This window comes from Blastococcus sp. SYSU DS0541, from assembly GCF_054050875.1.
In genome coordinates, this window is the sequence record NZ_JBJHAD010000008.1 from 90056 (window position 1) to 104547 (window position 14492).

General features: G+C 74.7%; 15 protein-coding genes. 8 read left to right on the plus strand and 7 right to left on the minus strand.

Annotated elements, in window-relative coordinates:
* Positions 1 to 26: 26 nt before the first annotated feature.
* Positions 27 to 1454, minus strand: coding sequence for an NAD(P)/FAD-dependent oxidoreductase (locus ACI794_RS11045; protein WP_456603148.1), 1428 nt, complete (start codon positions 1452 to 1454; stop codon positions 27 to 29).
* Positions 1455 to 1585: 131 nt separating this feature from the next.
* Here ACI794_RS11045 and ACI794_RS11050 point away from each other — a divergent pair, with 131 nt between their 5' ends.
* The gene (locus tag ACI794_RS11050) at positions 1586 to 2206 is read left to right on the plus strand and encodes an alpha/beta fold hydrolase (protein ID WP_456603149.1); all 621 of its coding nucleotides are present in this window, start codon (positions 1586 to 1588) and stop codon (positions 2204 to 2206) included.
* A gap of 222 nt (positions 2207 to 2428) precedes the next feature.
* Here the strand turns inward: ACI794_RS11050 and ACI794_RS11055 are convergent, their stop codons facing one another.
* The gene (locus ACI794_RS11055) at positions 2429 to 3847 is read right to left on the minus strand and encodes a xylulokinase (RefSeq protein ID WP_456603150.1); all 1419 of its coding nucleotides are present in this window, start codon (positions 3845 to 3847) and stop codon (positions 2429 to 2431) included.
* Positions 3848 to 4062: 215 nt separating this feature from the next.
* Here ACI794_RS11055 and ACI794_RS11060 point away from each other — a divergent pair, with 215 nt between their 5' ends.
* From ACI794_RS11060 to xylA, 3 genes are read left to right on the plus strand one after another with little or no spacing between them, the layout of a single operon-like run.
* Positions 4063 to 5346, plus strand: a complete 1284-nt coding sequence (locus tag ACI794_RS11060; RefSeq protein ID WP_456603151.1) for an ROK family transcriptional regulator — start codon at positions 4063 to 4065, stop codon at positions 5344 to 5346.
* On the plus strand, positions 5343 to 5531 hold the full coding sequence (locus ACI794_RS11065; protein ID WP_456616371.1) for a hypothetical protein: 189 nt from the start codon (positions 5343 to 5345) through the stop codon (positions 5529 to 5531). The genes ACI794_RS11060 and ACI794_RS11065 overlap by 4 nt, the downstream gene beginning before the upstream one ends.
* Complete coding sequence (gene xylA, locus ACI794_RS11070; protein ID WP_456603153.1) at positions 5528 to 6688, plus strand: xylose isomerase; 1161 nt, start codon at positions 5528 to 5530, stop codon at positions 6686 to 6688. Before ACI794_RS11065 ends, xylA begins: the two co-directional genes overlap by 4 nt.
* A gap of 49 nt (positions 6689 to 6737) precedes the next feature.
* Here the strand turns inward: xylA and ACI794_RS11075 are convergent, their stop codons facing one another.
* The 4 genes from ACI794_RS11075 to ACI794_RS11090 form a co-directional block, all read right to left on the minus strand.
* The gene (locus tag ACI794_RS11075; RefSeq protein ID WP_456603154.1) at positions 6738 to 7148 is read right to left on the minus strand and encodes a hypothetical protein; all 411 of its coding nucleotides are present in this window, start codon (positions 7146 to 7148) and stop codon (positions 6738 to 6740) included.
* Positions 7145 to 7633 (minus strand): cupredoxin domain-containing protein, encoded by a 489-nt coding sequence (locus ACI794_RS11080; RefSeq protein ID WP_456603155.1) that lies wholly within the window; start codon positions 7631 to 7633, stop codon positions 7145 to 7147. Before ACI794_RS11080 ends, ACI794_RS11075 begins: the two co-directional genes overlap by 4 nt.
* 96 nt (positions 7634 to 7729) lie before the next feature.
* Entirely contained in the window at positions 7730 to 8665 is a 936-nt protein-coding gene (locus ACI794_RS11085; RefSeq protein WP_456616372.1) for an alpha/beta hydrolase family protein, read from the minus strand.
* 1 nt (position 8666) lies between these two features.
* Positions 8667 to 9014, minus strand: coding sequence for a hypothetical protein (locus tag ACI794_RS11090; RefSeq protein WP_456603157.1), 348 nt, complete (start codon positions 9012 to 9014; stop codon positions 8667 to 8669).
* Positions 9015 to 9068: 54 nt separating this feature from the next.
* On the opposite strand from ACI794_RS11090, the gene ACI794_RS11095 reads away from it, so the two are divergent.
* Positions 9069 to 9617: a helix-turn-helix domain-containing protein gene (locus ACI794_RS11095; protein WP_456603158.1), complete on the plus strand. Its 549-nt coding sequence runs from the start codon at positions 9069 to 9071 to the stop codon at positions 9615 to 9617.
* Here the strand turns inward: ACI794_RS11095 and ACI794_RS11100 are convergent.
* A complete protein-coding gene (locus ACI794_RS11100) occupies positions 9607 to 10110 on the minus strand; it encodes a hypothetical protein (protein WP_456579955.1) in 504 nt (167 codons plus the stop codon). The genes ACI794_RS11095 and ACI794_RS11100 overlap by 11 nt on opposite strands.
* Positions 10111 to 10247: 137 nt before the next feature.
* On the opposite strand from ACI794_RS11100, the gene ACI794_RS11105 reads away from it, so the two are divergent.
* The 3 genes from ACI794_RS11105 (at position 10248) to ACI794_RS11115 (ending at position 14477) form a co-directional block, all read left to right on the plus strand.
* Positions 10248 to 11411 (plus strand): ROK family protein, encoded by a 1164-nt coding sequence (locus tag ACI794_RS11105; protein WP_456603160.1) that lies wholly within the window; start codon positions 10248 to 10250, stop codon positions 11409 to 11411.
* A 271-nt stretch (positions 11412 to 11682) separates the two neighbouring features.
* Complete coding sequence (locus tag ACI794_RS11110) at positions 11683 to 13281, plus strand: sugar ABC transporter ATP-binding protein (RefSeq protein ID WP_456603161.1); 1599 nt, start codon at positions 11683 to 11685, stop codon at positions 13279 to 13281.
* Positions 13278 to 14477 (plus strand): ABC transporter permease, encoded by a 1200-nt coding sequence (locus tag ACI794_RS11115; protein ID WP_456616373.1) that lies wholly within the window; start codon positions 13278 to 13280, stop codon positions 14475 to 14477. The genes ACI794_RS11110 and ACI794_RS11115 overlap by 4 nt, the downstream gene beginning before the upstream one ends.
* The last annotated feature ends 15 nt before the right edge of the window (positions 14478 to 14492 follow it).

The following is a 14492-nucleotide window of genomic DNA, read 5'->3' on the forward strand; positions in this document are numbered from 1 at the left end:
CCCGGGCCCCGCGCCGGTGCGGTGGCTCAGGCGGAGTCGCGCTGGGTGACGTCCTCGTCCGAGGGGTCGACGTCCTTGGGGCCGCCGGTCTTGGACACCTCCCAGTTGGGGCCCAGCTGCTCCAGGGCCAGCCGGCCGTAGACCTGCTGCTGGGTGGCCACCCGCTCGGAGCGGCCCCGGCCGAGGAAGCTGACCATCCAGTGCAGCACCGTCGTGATGCGGCTCTTGAACCCGACGATGTACATGAGGTGCACGACCAGCCACAGCACCCAGGCGATGAAGCCGCTGAACTTGAACTTCCCGATGTCGGCGACCGCCGAGAACCGGGAGATGGTGGCCATCGAGCCCTTGTCGAAGTACTCGAACGGCTTCTGCGGCTGCTTGCCGGTGGCCCGCCGCTCGATCGCCTCGGCGGCGTAGCGGCCACCCTGGATGGCGACCTGGGCGACGCCGGGGAGCTTGCCCAGGGCCATCATGTCGCCGACCACGTGGATCTCCGGGTGACCCGGCAGGGTGAGGTCGGGCTGCACCGAGATCCGGCCGGCGCGGTCGACCTCGGCCCCGGTCTGCTCGCCGAGGATCCGGCCCAGCCCGCTGGCCTGCACGCCCGCGGCCCAGATCTTGGTCGCCGCCTGGATGCGGCGGACCTGGCCGTCGGTGTCCTTGACCTCGAGGCCGTCGGCGTCGACGTCGGTGACCATCGCGCCCAGCTGCACCTCGACGCCGATGTCGTTGAGCTGCCGCCGGGCGGCCTCGCCGAGCTTCTCGCCGAACGAGGGCAGCACCGCCGGGGCGGCGTCGAGCAGGATGACCCGCGCGCCCGTCGGGTTGATGTTGCGGAAGTCGCGGCGCAGGGTGCGGCGCGCCAGCTCGGCGATCTGCCCGGCCATCTCGACCCCGGTGGGCCCGGCGCCGACGACCACGAAGGTGAGCAGCCGGTCGACCTCGGCCGGGTCCTTCGCGATCTCGGCGAGCTCGAACGCGCCGAAGATCCGGCCGCGGAGCTCGAGGGCGTCGTCGATGCTCTTCATGCCGGGCGCGAACTCGGCGAACTGGTCGTTGCCGAAGTAGGACTGCCCGGCGCCCGCGGCGACGATCAGCTCGTCGTAGGGGTGGACGAGCTTCCGGCCGAGGATCTCGGAGGTGACCGTGCGGGCGGCGACGTCGATGTCGGTGACCTCGCCGAGGACGACGCGCGCGTTCTTCTGCCGGCGCAGGATCTCGCGGGTGGCGGGCGCGATCTCGCCCTCGGAGAGGATGCCGGTGGCCACCTGGTAGAGCAGCGGCTGGAACAGGTGCTGGGCGGTCTTGCCGATCAGCGTGACGTCGACCGGGGCCTTCTTGAGGGCCTGCGCGGCGAAGAGGCCGCCGAAGCCGGAGCCGACGATGACGACGCGAGGCCGGCCACCGGGGGAGTCGATCGGGGCGGACGCCTGCGCTGGTGATGTCGTCATGATGTTTTCATCCTTCCACTTGCCCCCGTGCCGGTCGGGAGCACCCCGGGAGATGCACGTCACAGCGTGTCGACCTCGGTCGGCTCGCGGGTCGACCGCGGTCCCGGTAGACCATCCGGGTGCCGCGATCGGTGTCCGTCGTTCTCGTTCCCGGTCTGGGCCTGGATGAACGTTCCGCGGTCAGGTTGCGCGCGGAAGTTGCGGTCGACGTCGTCGTCCTGCCGGGGATGGGGCGGCGCGCACCGGTGCCGTCGGTCGACGACCTGGCGCGCGGGCTCGTCGAGGCACTGCCCGCGGGGCCCGTGGTCCTGGTCGGGCACTCGCAGAGCTGCCAGGTGGTGGCGGCGGCCGCGCACGACCCCCGGGTGGTGGGCGTCCTGCTGTGCGGGCCGACCACCGACCCGCGGATGCGCCGGTTCCGGGTGCTCGCGGCGCGCTGGGTGCGGACCGCCCTCGCCGAGCCGTGGTGGCAGGTGCCGTTGATCCTCCGGCAGTGGCTGCGCACGGGGCCGCGCGCGATGAGCTCCCTGTGGCGGTCGGCGTCACCCGACGCGATCGAGGGCCGGCTGGCGGGGGTCACGGCGCCGGTGGTCGTGGTGCGCGGGGACCGCGACGCGCTCTGCCCCCACGACTGGGCCGAGCGGGTGGCTGCCGCCGCGCCGCACGGCCGGCTGGTGGAGCTGCCGGGTGCGGCGCACATGACCGTGCAGACCCACCCCGCCGAGCTCGCCGCACTGCTCGGCGCGTTCTGACCGCCGTCGTCCTCGCCGCACGCCCCCACCCCGCCGCGCACCGCGAGGTCGACCCGGTGACGTGCTGGAACGGCCTCCCCGCAGGGACTCGCCGGGAGCGTGGTGACGTGCTGGAACGGCCTCCCTGCAGGGGCTCGCCGGGAGCGTGGTGACGTGCTGGAACGGCCTCCCTGCAGGGACCCACCGCGAGCGCAGCGAGTGGTGGGGGGCAGGGAGGTCCTTCTACTGGCCGTCCGTGCGGCCGCGCACCTCGGCGTAGCGCTCCCGGACGTGGGTGGCCGCCGGGGCGTCGAACTCCCGGAGCCCCGGCTGCGCCCACTCGGGCGGGGTGTCGGCGCCGGAGAGCACCCAGGCGGCCTGCCGGGCGGCGCCGTCGGCGACGTACTCGCCGGGCGGCGGCACGAGGACCGGCCGGCCGAAGATCCCCGGGGCCAGCTGCTGCACGGCCTCGGAACGGGCGGCGCCGCCGATGAGCAGCACCCGCTGCACGTCCACGCCCTGGGCGACGACGGCCTCGATGCCGTCGGCCAGCCCGCAGAGCAACCCCTCGACGGCGGCGCGGGCGAAGTGCGCCGGCGTGGAGGTGCGCAGCGTGAGGCCGTGGACGGCGCCGGTCGCGTCGGGGAGGTTGGGCGTCCGCTCGCCCTCCAGGTAGGGCACGAGCACGAGGCCGTCGGCGCCGGAGGGGGCCGAGAGCGCCAGCTCCGAGAGGGTCGCGTGGTCGACCCCGAGCAGGGCCGTGGCGGCGTCGAGCACCCGGGCGGCGTTGAGCGTGGCCACCAGCGGCAGGTGGTTGCCGGTGGCGTCGGCGAACCCGGCCACGGTGCCGGTCACGTCGGCGACCGCCGTGGGGGTCACCGCCGACACGACGCCGGAGGTGCCGATGGAGACGACGACGTCGCCGGGCCGCGCCGCCAGGCCGAGCGCCGCTGCGGCGTTGTCGCCGGTGCCGGGGCCGAGGACGGCGCGGCCGCCGGCGAGGGTGCCGACGCCCTCGGCGGGGCCGGCGACGCGGGGGACCGCCGGGAGCCGCCCGCGCATGGCCCGCTCGAGCAGGTCGAGGCGGTACTCGCCGGTGCGCGCCGACCAGTAGGCGGTGCCGCTGGCGTCGCCGCGGTCGGTCACCAGCGCGGCGAGGTCGCGGTCGGCCCGCAGCCGCCAGGTCAGCCAGTCGTGGGGCAGGCAGACGGCGGCGGTGCGGTCGGCGTTGCCGGGTTCGGCGTCGGCCAGCCAGCGCAGCTTGGTCGCGGTGAAGGAGGCGACCGGCACCAGCCCGACGGCGTCGGCCCAGGCTCGACGGCCGGCGTCCTCGTCGCCGTCCCCGAGTTCCCGGATGAGCTCGGCGGCGGCGGGGGCCGACCGCACGTCGTTCCACAGCAGCGCGTCCCGGACGACCTCGCCCTGCTCGTCCAGGCAGACCATCCCGTGCTGCTGACCCCCGACGGCGAGGGCGTCGACGTCGTCGAGGCCGCCCGCCTCCGCTGCCGCGGCGCGGAAGGCGCCTTCCCAGGCGCGGGGGTCGACCTCGGTGCCGGCGGGGTGCGACGCCCGCCCGGACCGGACGAGCTCTCCGGTCGCCGCGTCCCGGACCACCACCTTGCAGGCCTGGGTGGAGGTGTCGACTCCTGCGACGAGCGTCATCGGACCTGCTCCCGCCCGGGGGTGGCGGTGAGGTCGGCGGGGGGCTGCGCGGACACGGGCGTCATGGGAACGGGACCTTAGGCCGACCGCCGGGCACGCGCCCGCGGGAGGGCGCCGCGCCGCGCGGGAGCGCTCCGCCTTGACCGCCCGACCGGCGACCCCTAATTTGTTTGCTGATCCGACGAATTTCGGGTCCGACGTCCGGGGAGGTGGGCATGGGGGAGGCGCCGTCGCTGTACGACGGGTCGTCGGAGCGTCGGGCCCCGGCCGACCAGGCCACCGTGCGCCGGACCAACCTTGGGCTGGTCCTGCGCCACCTGCGCGACCACGGGCCGCGCTCCCGGGCCCGCATCGCCCAGGAGACCGGCCTGAACAAGGCGACGGTCTCCAGCCTCGTGGCCGAGCTCTCCGACCGCCGCCTCGTCACCGCCGGCGAGGTCGACCGGGCCGGGTCGGTGGGCCGCCCGGGGCTGACCGTGCACCTCGACGGGGCGTGCGTCTGCGGCATCGGGGTCGAGCTCAACGTCGACTACGCCGCCGTGCTGGTGCTCGACCTCCGCGGCGGGGTGCTGTTCGAGCAGCGGCTGGCGCTCGACCTCCCCGCGCTCGGGGCCGAGCGGACCCTGGACGCCGTCGCCGCGCTGGTGTCCGACGCCGTCGCGGCGGCCGCCGCCACCGGCGCCCGCCCGGCCGGCCTGACGGTCGCGGTCGCGGGCCTGGTCCGGAGCGTCGACGGCGTGGTGACGCTGGCGCCCAACATCGGCTGGCACGACGTCGCGGTGCTGGACGGCCTGCGCGCCCGCCTGGATGCCGACTTCCCGATCCGCGTGGAGAACGACGCCAACCTCTCCGCCATCGCCGAGTGGGCCATGGGCTCGGAGGCGCGCACCCCCGACCTGGTCTACCTGACCGGTGAGGTCGGCGTCGGTGGCGGCGTCATCGTCGCGGGCCGGCTGCTGCGCGGTGCCGGTGGGCTCTCGGGCGAGGTGGGGCACACGTCGCTGGGCGACCCGGACGCCGTCTGCGGCTGCGGTCGGCGCGGCTGCTGGGAGACCGTGGTCGGCATGGCGGCACTCCTGCGCGCGGCCGCCGACCCCGGCGACCCGGTCGGCGACCCGGCTCGTGACCTCGAGGCCCGCCTGTCGGAGGTCGCCGCCCGGGCCGAGGCCGGCGACGCCCGCACGCTCGCCGCGCTCCACCAGGTCGGCACCTCCCTCGGCACCGGCGCCGCCGTCCTGATCAACCTGTTCAACCCGCGGGTGGTCATCCTCGGCGGCTACTTCGCGGTGCTCGGGAAGTGGCTGATGGAGCCGCTCATGGCCGAGCTGGAGGTCCGGGTGCTCGGGCCCGGGGTGGCCGGCGCGCGCGTCGTCCTCTCCACCCTGGGCTTCACCGCCGCCGTGCGCGGCGGCGCGCACGTCGCCCTCGAGTCGGTGTTCGACGACCCGACGCTGGTCCCCGTGCCCTCCTTCGAGCCGGCCGGGGCAGGCGCCCGGTGACCACCCGGCCCGCCCCGGACCGCGGCCGCTTCCTCGACGCCCAGGTCGCCGACCTGGTGACCACCCTCGCCCCCGGCGAGCAGCACACCCCCTCGTCCGCCGACGGCCGCGCGAGCCAGCGCGCGCCGGAGGGCGCCGAGCCGAGCACGACCCACCGATCGACCCGGACGGAGATCCCCGCATGAGCGACTACACCCCCCGCAAGGACGACAGGTTCAGCTTCGGTCTGTGGACCGTCGGCTGGCAGGGCGTCGACGTCTTCGGCGGCGCCGTCCGGCCCCCGCTCGACCCGGTCGAGGCCGTGCACCGGCTCGCCGAGCTCGGCGCGGCCGCCGTCACCTTCCACGACGACGACCTGGTGCCCGACGACGCCACCCGCGAGGCGACCCTCGAGCGCTTCAAGAAGGCGCTGGCCGAGACCGGCGTCGGCGTGGAGATGGCCACCACCAACCTGTTCGGCGCCCCGGTGTTCAAGGACGGCGGCTTCACCGCCAACGACCGCGCCGTCCGCCGGTACGCCCTGGCCAAGGTGCTGCGCAACATCGACCTCGCCGCCGAGCTGGGCGCGAAGACCTACGTGCTGTGGGGCGGCCGGGAGGGTGCGGAGTCCGGCGCGACGAAGGACGTCGCCGCCGCGCTCGACCGGTACAAGGAGGGGCTGGACGTCCTCTGCGCCTACGTGCGCGACAAGGGCTACGACATCCGCTTCGCCCTGGAGCCCAAGCCCAACGAGCCGCGCGGCGACATCCTCCTCCCGACCATCGGCCACGCCATCGCCTTCATCAACGAGCTGGAGGAGCCCTCGCGCGTCGGCCTGAACCCCGAGGTCGGGCACGAGGAGATGGCCGGGCTGAACTTCGCCCAGGGCATCGCCCAGGCGCTGTGGCACGACAAGCTCTTCCACGTCGACCTCAACGGCCAGCACGGCCCCCGCTTCGACCAGGACCTGCGCTTCGGCGCCGGCAACCTGCGCGGTGCGTTCTGGACCGTCGACACACTCCTGGGCTCGGGCACGGGCAAGGCCTACGACGGCTACCTGCACTTCGACTACAAGCCGCCGCGGACCGAGGACATGGACGGGGTCTGGGAGACCGCCCGCGCCTGCATGCGCAACTACCTGGTCCTGCGGGAGAAGGTGCAGGCGTTCCGGGCCGACCCCGAGGTCGCCGAGGCCCTGGAGGCCGCGCGCGTGGGCGAGCTCGCCGTCCCGACCCTGGGCGAGGGGGAGTCGCTCGACGCGCTGCGCAGCGAGGCGCACGACCCCGAGGCCCTCGGCGCCCGCGGTCTGCACTTCGAGCGGCTCGACCAGCTGGCGATGGAGCACCTGCTCGGCGTCCGCTGAGCGCAGCCCCGCGCGGGTGGGTGGGGACGCCCCCACCCACCCGCGCGGGTCAGGCGGGTCGCCGCCGGGCCTCGACGGCGAGCACCGCGAGCACGACGACCGCCGCCGCCTCGATCCAGAAGGACTCCCACCACAGCGGTGCCGCGGTGGTCTCGACGAAGCCGAACAGGCCGACGGTCGTCGACAGCAGGAGGCCCGCGAGGGTGCCGAGCGCGGTCAGTGCTCCCAGCGCCGCGGCGAGCCACAGCAGCCGGCGGGGGGTGACGAGCACCAGCAGGGCGAGGCCGAACCCCGCGATCGCGTTGAGCAGGAACAGCGGGCCGATGACGTCGATGGTCCGGTAGCCGTCCAGCCACAGGTCCAGGTGCAGCCAGCCCATCGCGACGAGCAGTGCGCCGCCGATGAGACGCAGCGGCCAGATGAGCGCCCCGGACCGGTCGCGGGTAGGGGTCGTCTTCACGCGACCTCCACGCTGACCTCCATGCCCATCGCCCGGTGGTTGCCCACGGAGCAGTAGAAGACGTAGCTGCCCGGCTCGAGCTCCACCGTGAGGGTCTCCGACTGCCCGGGCTGCAGCACCTGGGTTCCGGTGACGTCCTCGCCGTCGCGCTCGACGATGAAGTCGTGGCTGGCGTCGCCCTCGTTCGAGACGGCGAACTCGTAGGTGCCGGCCGAGAAGCTGTCCTCGTCCAACTCGATCGCGAAGTCGATCAGCTGGGCCTCGACGGTCTCCGTCTCCTGCTCACCGGCCGGCGCGGAGGAGGCGGTGGACGCCGAGGTCTCGGCCGCGCTGGGCGTCGTCGACTCGGTGGTGACCTCGGCCGGGGCGTCGGCCACGGCCTCGGTGTCGCCGTCGTCGGAGCCGCAGCCGGCCACGACCAGGGCGAGGCCCGTGATCGCGACGGCCAGGCGATGGGCCGCTGGACGCTTGTTCCAGGAACGCACGGGACCTCCTCCGGACCGGCCACCGGACGGCGACCATCGTGGGATCGAGATCCTGCGGCCGGGCGCCCCGCGGCGGAAGTGCTTCCGGCGCGCCGCTCAGCGGGGCGTCGCGCCGTCGGCGGGTGTGACCTTCTGCTCACACCAGGTGACGACCGTGCTGAGCACCTCAGGGTCCACGGGACCGCGCAGCTCCCGCCGGTACGCGGTCAGCGAGGCGCGACCGGGCTGGCGGCGCAACGTGTGCGTGAGGTCGGGGACCAGCCGGGTCTCGACCCGCCCGCCCACCGTCGCCGCGATCACCGCCAGGTCCTCCGGGCGCACCTGCAGGTCCTTGGTGCCGGTGACCGCGAGCACGGGAACGTGGATCCGGCGCAGGTCCTCACGCGGGTCGTGGGCCAGGAACTCGCGGTGCCAGCGGGCGTTGACCCGGGCGCCGCCGATCCGGGCGACGTCGGTGGTCGTGGCCCGGATCCGCTCGTGGTTGGCGATCACCTTCGTCTCCAGGTCGGTGCGCAGCAGCCGGAGCAGGGCGCGCACCGGCCGCGGCAGCGTGGGGCCGAGCTGCCGGGCCTGCCACCGGAGCAGCTCCTCGCCGGGCGTCGCGCTCATCGCGAGGAGCACCAGCCCGGCCACCGGGGCGCCGCGCGCGGCGAGCGAGGCCGCGAGGAGCGCGCCCTCGCTGTGCCCGGCCAGCAGCACCCGCGCGGGATCGATCTCCGGCCGACCGCGCAGGTGGTCGAGGGCCGCGCCGAGGTCGTCGACGTTGTCGTGCAGGCCGGCGGCCCGCCAGTCACCGGGGCTGCCGCCGACCCCGCGCTTGTCGTAGCGCAGCGAGGCGATCCCGGCCCCGGCCAGCGCGTGCGCCAGCTGGCGGGCGACGTCGAAGCGGGCGCGGCGGTGGTTCGAGTCGCGGTCCAGCGGGCCCGAGCCGGACGCCAGGAGCACGGCGGGGACGGGCAGCGCGGCGTCGGGGAGCGCGAGGGCGCCGGCGAGCGGGCTCGGACCGGGCACCTCGACCGGGACGTCGCGCACGTCAGCGGACCGGCCGGAGCGAGGCGGCCACGGCGGCGGCGTCGTCGGCGCCGACGAGCAGCGTGCCGTAGCGCTGGCCCTCGAGGCGGACCCGCACGGCCGGCTGCCCGCGCCGCACGCAGACCAGCGTGCGTTCGCCGGGGCGCCGCCAGGTCCCGACCTTCCGGACGCCGGGGAGGGCCAGGCCGGGGGCGCGCAGACCGCGGGTCGCGGGGAGGGCGTCCGCGACGACCTCGACGGAGCGGATCGCCGAGCGCGGCACGTCGACGTCCCGCAGGAGGCCGGCGATCTTCTCCCTGCGGGTGAGGCGGACGGACAGGGTGGAGGGCGTCAGTTGCAGCGTGGCCATGCCAGTCACTATTCTCAAGTCTGAGACTGTTGTCAAACATGAGAACGGTGACGCGTGAACTCGGTCGACCTACTGCTCCACCCGGTGCGGCTGCGTGTCGTGCAGGCGTTCCTCGGCGACCGCACGCTGACCACCGGGGAGCTGCGGTCGGCGCTGCCCGACGTCCCGGTCGCGTCGCTGTACCGGCATGTCGGCGTCCTGGCCGACGCCGGGGTGCTGGCGGTCGTGGGGGAGCGGAAGGTCCGGGGCGCCGCCGAGCGCAGCTACCGGCTCGTGCTCGAGGCGGCGGACGTGCCGGCCGAGGAGCTCGCCGCCATGACCGCCGAGGACCACCGGCGCGCGTTCACCGCCTTCGTCGCCTCGTTGCTCGCCGACTTCGACCGCTACCTCGACCGCGGGGAGCCCGACCTGGCCCGGGACGGCGTCGGCTACCGCCAGGTCGGGCTGTGGCTCACCGACGCGGAGTTCGGCGAGCTCCTGGCCGACCTGCGCGCGGTGCTGCGGGAGCGGCTGGCCAACCGGCCCGGCGACGGGCGCCGGCGCCGGCTGGTCGGCCTGGTGAACCTGCCGGGGGAGGAGCCCCCGGGGTCGGTCAGCCGTTGAGGCGCTTGCGGGCCTTCGCCGCCCGCTTGTTCGCCTTGTCCAGCGTCTTCGCGGCCTTGCGCACCCGCCGGGGTTCGCGGTCGACGGTGCCGCGCACCAGCAGGCCGATGCCGATGCCGAGGAGCCAGCTGTCCTTGGCGATCGCCAGCCCCTGCTCGGTGGGGGCCAGGCTGCCCTCCTTCCGCATGCCCGGCGTCTTCAGGTAGAGGCCGAGCAGCCCGCCGGAGAAGGCGGTGAGCGCGGCCCCGGCGACGGCCGTCGGCACGAAGGGGGTGAGCAGCGCGGCGCCGATGGCGATCTCCGCCGTCGACAGCGCCTTCGCGAACTGCTGCGGCGCCACGCTGCCCAGGAACGGGTAGGTGCCGGCGGCGAAGCCGTGCATGCCGGCCGCGGCCTCCTCGTCGGCGCCGCGCTTGCCGAGGCCGCTGTTGAGGATGAAGGCGCCGGCGGAGATGCGGGGCGCGATCTCGGACAGGGTGATGGGCAGGCCCATGGGTGTGCACCTCTCGGGTCGGGGGCTGGTCCAGTGCTCAACGAGCGTGCCCCGTGCGCCGGTCGTCAACCGTGCCGCCGTCCCCCCATCGGTCCACGTCACCCGGAACGGCGCCGCGGGCGTGCCACTATGGCGGCGTGGCGTCCACTTCTGCCTCGGCCGGCGTGCTGCTGCGTCACGTGCGCACCGGCCGCGCGCGCAGCCGCGCGGACCTCGTGGCCCTCACCGGCGCGTCGCGGAACACGATCAGCGCGCGCGTCGACCAGTTGATCGCGGCGAACCTCCTGGAGGAGGGCGGCCGGGGCTGGAGCACCGGTGGCCGTCCGCCGACGCTGCTGCAGTTCAACAGCCGGGCGGGGTGCGTCCTCGCCGTCGACCTGGGGGTCACCAGCGTCGACGTCGCCGTCACCGACCTGTCGGCGCAGATCCTGGGCACCGTGGGGCACCCGATCGACATCGCCGACGGGCCGGGCCCGGTGCTCGCCGAGGTCGACCGGCTGGCCCAGAAGGTGCTCGCCGACGTGGGGCTGACCCCGCGTGACGTCTGCGCCGTCGGCGTCGGCGTGCCCGGGCCGGTGGAGTTCTCGACCGGCCGGCCGTCGCACCCGCCGATCATGCCGGGCTGGCACGACCACCCCATCCCGAGCGCCTTCGGCCGCTACGAGTGCCCCGTCTACGTGGACAACGACGTCAACGTGATGGCGCTGGGCGAGATCGGGGTCGCCGGCTCCTCGCAGGACCTGCTCGTCGTCAAGGTCGGCACCGGCATCGGCTGCGGCGTGATCGTCGACGGCCGCGTCTACCGCGGAGCGCAGGGCAGCGCCGGGGACATCGGGCACATCCACGTGGCCCAGCCCGACGGGCGCACCGTCGTCTGCCGGTGCGGGCAGGAGAACTGCCTCGAGGCGATCGCCGGGGGCGGTGCGCTGCTGCGCGACGCGGTCGCGGCGGGCCTGCCGGTGGAGACGGTCCGCGAGGTCGTGCGGCTGGCCGCCGAGGGCAACGGGGTCGCGCTGGAGCTGGTGCGGGGCGCCGGGCGCACGATCGGCACGGTGCTCGCCTCGCTGGTCAACTTCTTCAACCCGCACCGCATCGTCATGACCGGCGGGGTGGCGCAGGCCGGCGTCCCGCTGCTCGCAGGGATCCGCGAGGCCGTCTACCGGCGCGCGATGCCGCTGGCCGCCCGGACCCTGGAGATCACCGTGAGCGAGGCGCCCGACCTCTCCGGCCGGGTGGGAGCCGCGCTCATGGCCATCGAGGAGTTCCTCGACGAGGACTCCGTCGGCGCCCTCGCCAGGTAGCGCCCGGTCGGGCCGGGCGGGGCCCGGAGCGCTCCGCGCGGGCGCGACGCAGCGGGCTCCGCGGCGGCCGGGACGGTACCTGGCCGCGGTGCGGTCCGGAGGACCGCGACGTCTCGGTCGCGGTGTCGGCAGGGAGGTCGACGAAGTCATCGCCGGTCTCGGTTCGGTAACCGCGGCCCAGCAGCCTTGACCCCGTGTGACACCCCCCATATGTTGTCGCCTCAACGGACTAATGGTCAGTGCTGAGCAAAAGTCTTCCGGAGGTGGCGACGTGGCCGGTGCACCGGGTGCACGGGGCAGGGACGGCGCGGGGGCGCCCCTGCTGGAGATGCACGGCATCGTCAAGACCTTCCCGGGCGTGCGGGCGCTCGACGGCGTGGACCTCGACGTGCGCGCCGGTGAGGTGCACTGCCTGCTCGGGCAGAACGGCGCGGGCAAGTCGACGCTGATCAAGGTCCTCGCCGGGGCGCACCAGCCCGACGGCGGCCGGATCGAGTGGCGGGGCGAGCCCGTCGCGCTGACCAACCCGCAGGCGGCGATGAAGCACGGGATCGCCACCATCTACCAGGAGCTCGACCTGGTCGCCGGCCTCACCGTGGCCGACAACATCTTCCTCGGGCGGGAGCTCTCGCGGTTCGGCCTGGCCCGCCCGGCACCGGCGAACGAGGCCGCCGGCACGCTGCTGGCCCGCCTCGGGCACCCGGAGATCAGCCCGACCGCCGAGGTCGGCTCGCTGCCCGCGGCCGCGCAGCAGATGGTCAGCATCGCCCGGGCGCTCTCGCAGGACGCGAAGCTCATCGTGATGGACGAGCCCTCGGCCGTCCTCGACAACGAAGAGGTCCAGCACCTGTTCGAGGTCATCCGCGACCTGACCCGCGACGGTGTCGCGGTCGTGTACATCTCCCACCGGCTCGAGGAGATCCGCGAGGTGGGCGACCGGATCACCGTGCTCAAGGACGGGCGCACCGTCGCCACCGGGCTGCCGGTGCGGGACACCTCCACCCGCCAGGTGATCGAGCTGATGACCGGCCGGGACATCGAGTACGTCTTCCCCGACCGCCGGCCGGTCGCCGCCGCCGAACCGCTGCTCTCGGTCCGCGACCTCGGCCTGCGCGGCACCTTCCACGGCGTGTCCTTCGACGTCCGGCCCGGCGAGGTCGTCGGGCTGGCGGGCCTCGTCGGCTCGGGGCGCTCGGAGATCCTCGAGACCATCTACGGCGCGCGCCGGGCCACCAGCGGCACCGTCTCGGTCGCGGGGAAGCCACTGCGGCCGGGTCGCGTCTCCGCCGCGGTGTCGGCCGGGGTGGGGCTCGCCCCCGAGGAGCGCAAGAGCCAGGCGCTGCTGCTCGGCGACGCCGTCTACCGCAACATCAGCATCGCCAGCCTGGCCCGCTTCGCCCGCGGGGGCTTCCTCTCCGGCAGCAGCGAGAAGGACGCCGCCCGGGAGCAGGTGCAGGCCCTCGACGTCCGCCCGGCCGACGTCAACCGCGAGGTGCGGACGCTCTCGGGCGGCAACCAGCAGAAGGTCGTGCTCGCCCGCTGGCTGCTGCGCGACTGCCGGGTGCTGCTCCTGGACGAGCCCACCCGCGGGGTCGACGTCGGGGCCCGCTCGGAGATCTACGCGCTGATCCGCGAGCTGGCCGACCGCGGGGTCGCCGTCGTCGTCGTCTCCAGCGAGATCCCGGAGGTCCTGGGCCTCGCCGACCGGGTGCTGGTGATCTCCGACGGAGCGGTCGTCGCCGAGCAACCGGCCGACGCGCTGGACGAGCACGCCGTGCTCGACCTCGTCATGGAGGGAACGGTCGGCCCGCGCCCACGCGGCAACCGGCAGCAGGCCACCGCACAGCCGCACGAAGGGGACGTGGCATGACCGGCAGCACCGCGACGACCGGGGGAGCGGGCGCGCCCGCGCCCTCCAAGGACCGCGCACCCGAGAGCACCAACGGCAAGCGTCCCGGTCTCATGGCCGGGTCGGCGGGGCCGCTGCTCGGCCTCGTCGTGGCCCTGGCCCTGCTCTGCGTCGTCGGCGCGGTGACCGCGCCGGAGCGGTTCGTGGACATCGACAACGTCCTGACCATCCTGCGGCTGGCCGCGGTCGTCGGCGTGGTCAGCATCGGCATGACCTTCGTGATCATCGGCGGCGGCATCGACCTCTCGGTCGGTGCGCTGGTCGCCCTCTCGTCGGTGTGGGCGACCACGCTGGCGACCCAGGCCATGGCCGAGGACTTCCACTGGATCGTCATGGTGTTCACGGCGATTGCGGTGGGCGCCGGGGCGGGGCTGGTGAACGGGATCGTCATCGCCTACGGGCGCCTGGTGGCCTTCATCGCCACCCTGGCCATGCTCGCCGCGGCGCGCGGGCTGGCCGAGATCATCGCCAACCGCCGGACCCAGATCGTGCAGAACGACGGCTTCCTCGACTTCTTCGGCGGCGACGTCCTGGGCGTCCCGATGCTGGTGATCATCTGGGCGCTGGTGTCGATCGGCGGCTGGATCCTGCTCAACCGCACCACGTTCGGCCGGCACACCTTCGCCGTCGGCGGCAACGCCGAGGCCGCGCGGCTCGCCGGGATCCGGGTGCAGTGGCACACCCTCAAGCTCTACGTGCTCTCCGGCATCACCTGCGGCATCGCCGCCGTGATGCTCATGGCCCGGACGACGACCGGTAGCTCGACCCACGGCACGCTGCTGGAGCTCGAGGTGATCGCCGCCGTCGTGATCGGCGGCACCCTGCTCACCGGTGGGCGCGGCACGATCGTCGGCACCGTCCTGGGCGTGCTGATCTTCGTCACGCTCGGCAACATCTTCACGCTCAACAACCTCTCCAGCTCGGTCCAGGCGGTCGCGCGCGGCGTGATCATCGTGGTCGCCGTCCTGCTCCAGATGCGGCTCGCCGAGGGCCGCGGGGGCGGCTCGGGCTGGCTGCACCGCCTTCGTTCCGGCCGGGGCGAGTCGTCCTCCGGCGGACCGGTTGCCGGGGGTTCCCCGGCGGGCGCGGTGGCCGGCGGCACGAGCGTGCCCGGCGCCCCCGGCGGGGACCGGCCCGGCGCCGGCCCCACCCCCTGACCGAACCACCCGTCC

What these genes read in the sequence shown, in the direction of transcription:
- xylA (WP_456603153.1), top strand. Translation starts at nt 5,528, where the DNA reads ATGAGCGACTACACCCCCCGCAAGGACGACAGGTTCAGCTTCGGTCTG.
- ACI794_RS11090 (WP_456603157.1), bottom strand. Translation starts at nt 9,014, where the DNA reads ATGGCCACGCTGCAACTGACGCCCTCCACCCTGTCCGTCCGCCTCACC.
- ACI794_RS11045 (WP_456603148.1), bottom strand. Translation starts at nt 1,454, where the DNA reads ATGACGACATCACCAGCGCAGGCGTCCGCCCCGATCGACTCCCCCGGT.
- ACI794_RS11115 (WP_456616373.1), top strand. Translation starts at nt 13,278, where the DNA reads ATGACCGGCAGCACCGCGACGACCGGGGGAGCGGGCGCGCCCGCGCCC.
- ACI794_RS11060 (WP_456603151.1), top strand. Translation starts at nt 4,063, where the DNA reads ATGGGGGAGGCGCCGTCGCTGTACGACGGGTCGTCGGAGCGTCGGGCC.
- ACI794_RS11055 (WP_456603150.1), bottom strand. Translation starts at nt 3,847, where the DNA reads ATGACGCTCGTCGCAGGAGTCGACACCTCCACCCAGGCCTGCAAGGTG.
- ACI794_RS11100 (WP_456579955.1), bottom strand. Translation starts at nt 10,110, where the DNA reads ATGGGCCTGCCCATCACCCTGTCCGAGATCGCGCCCCGCATCTCCGCC.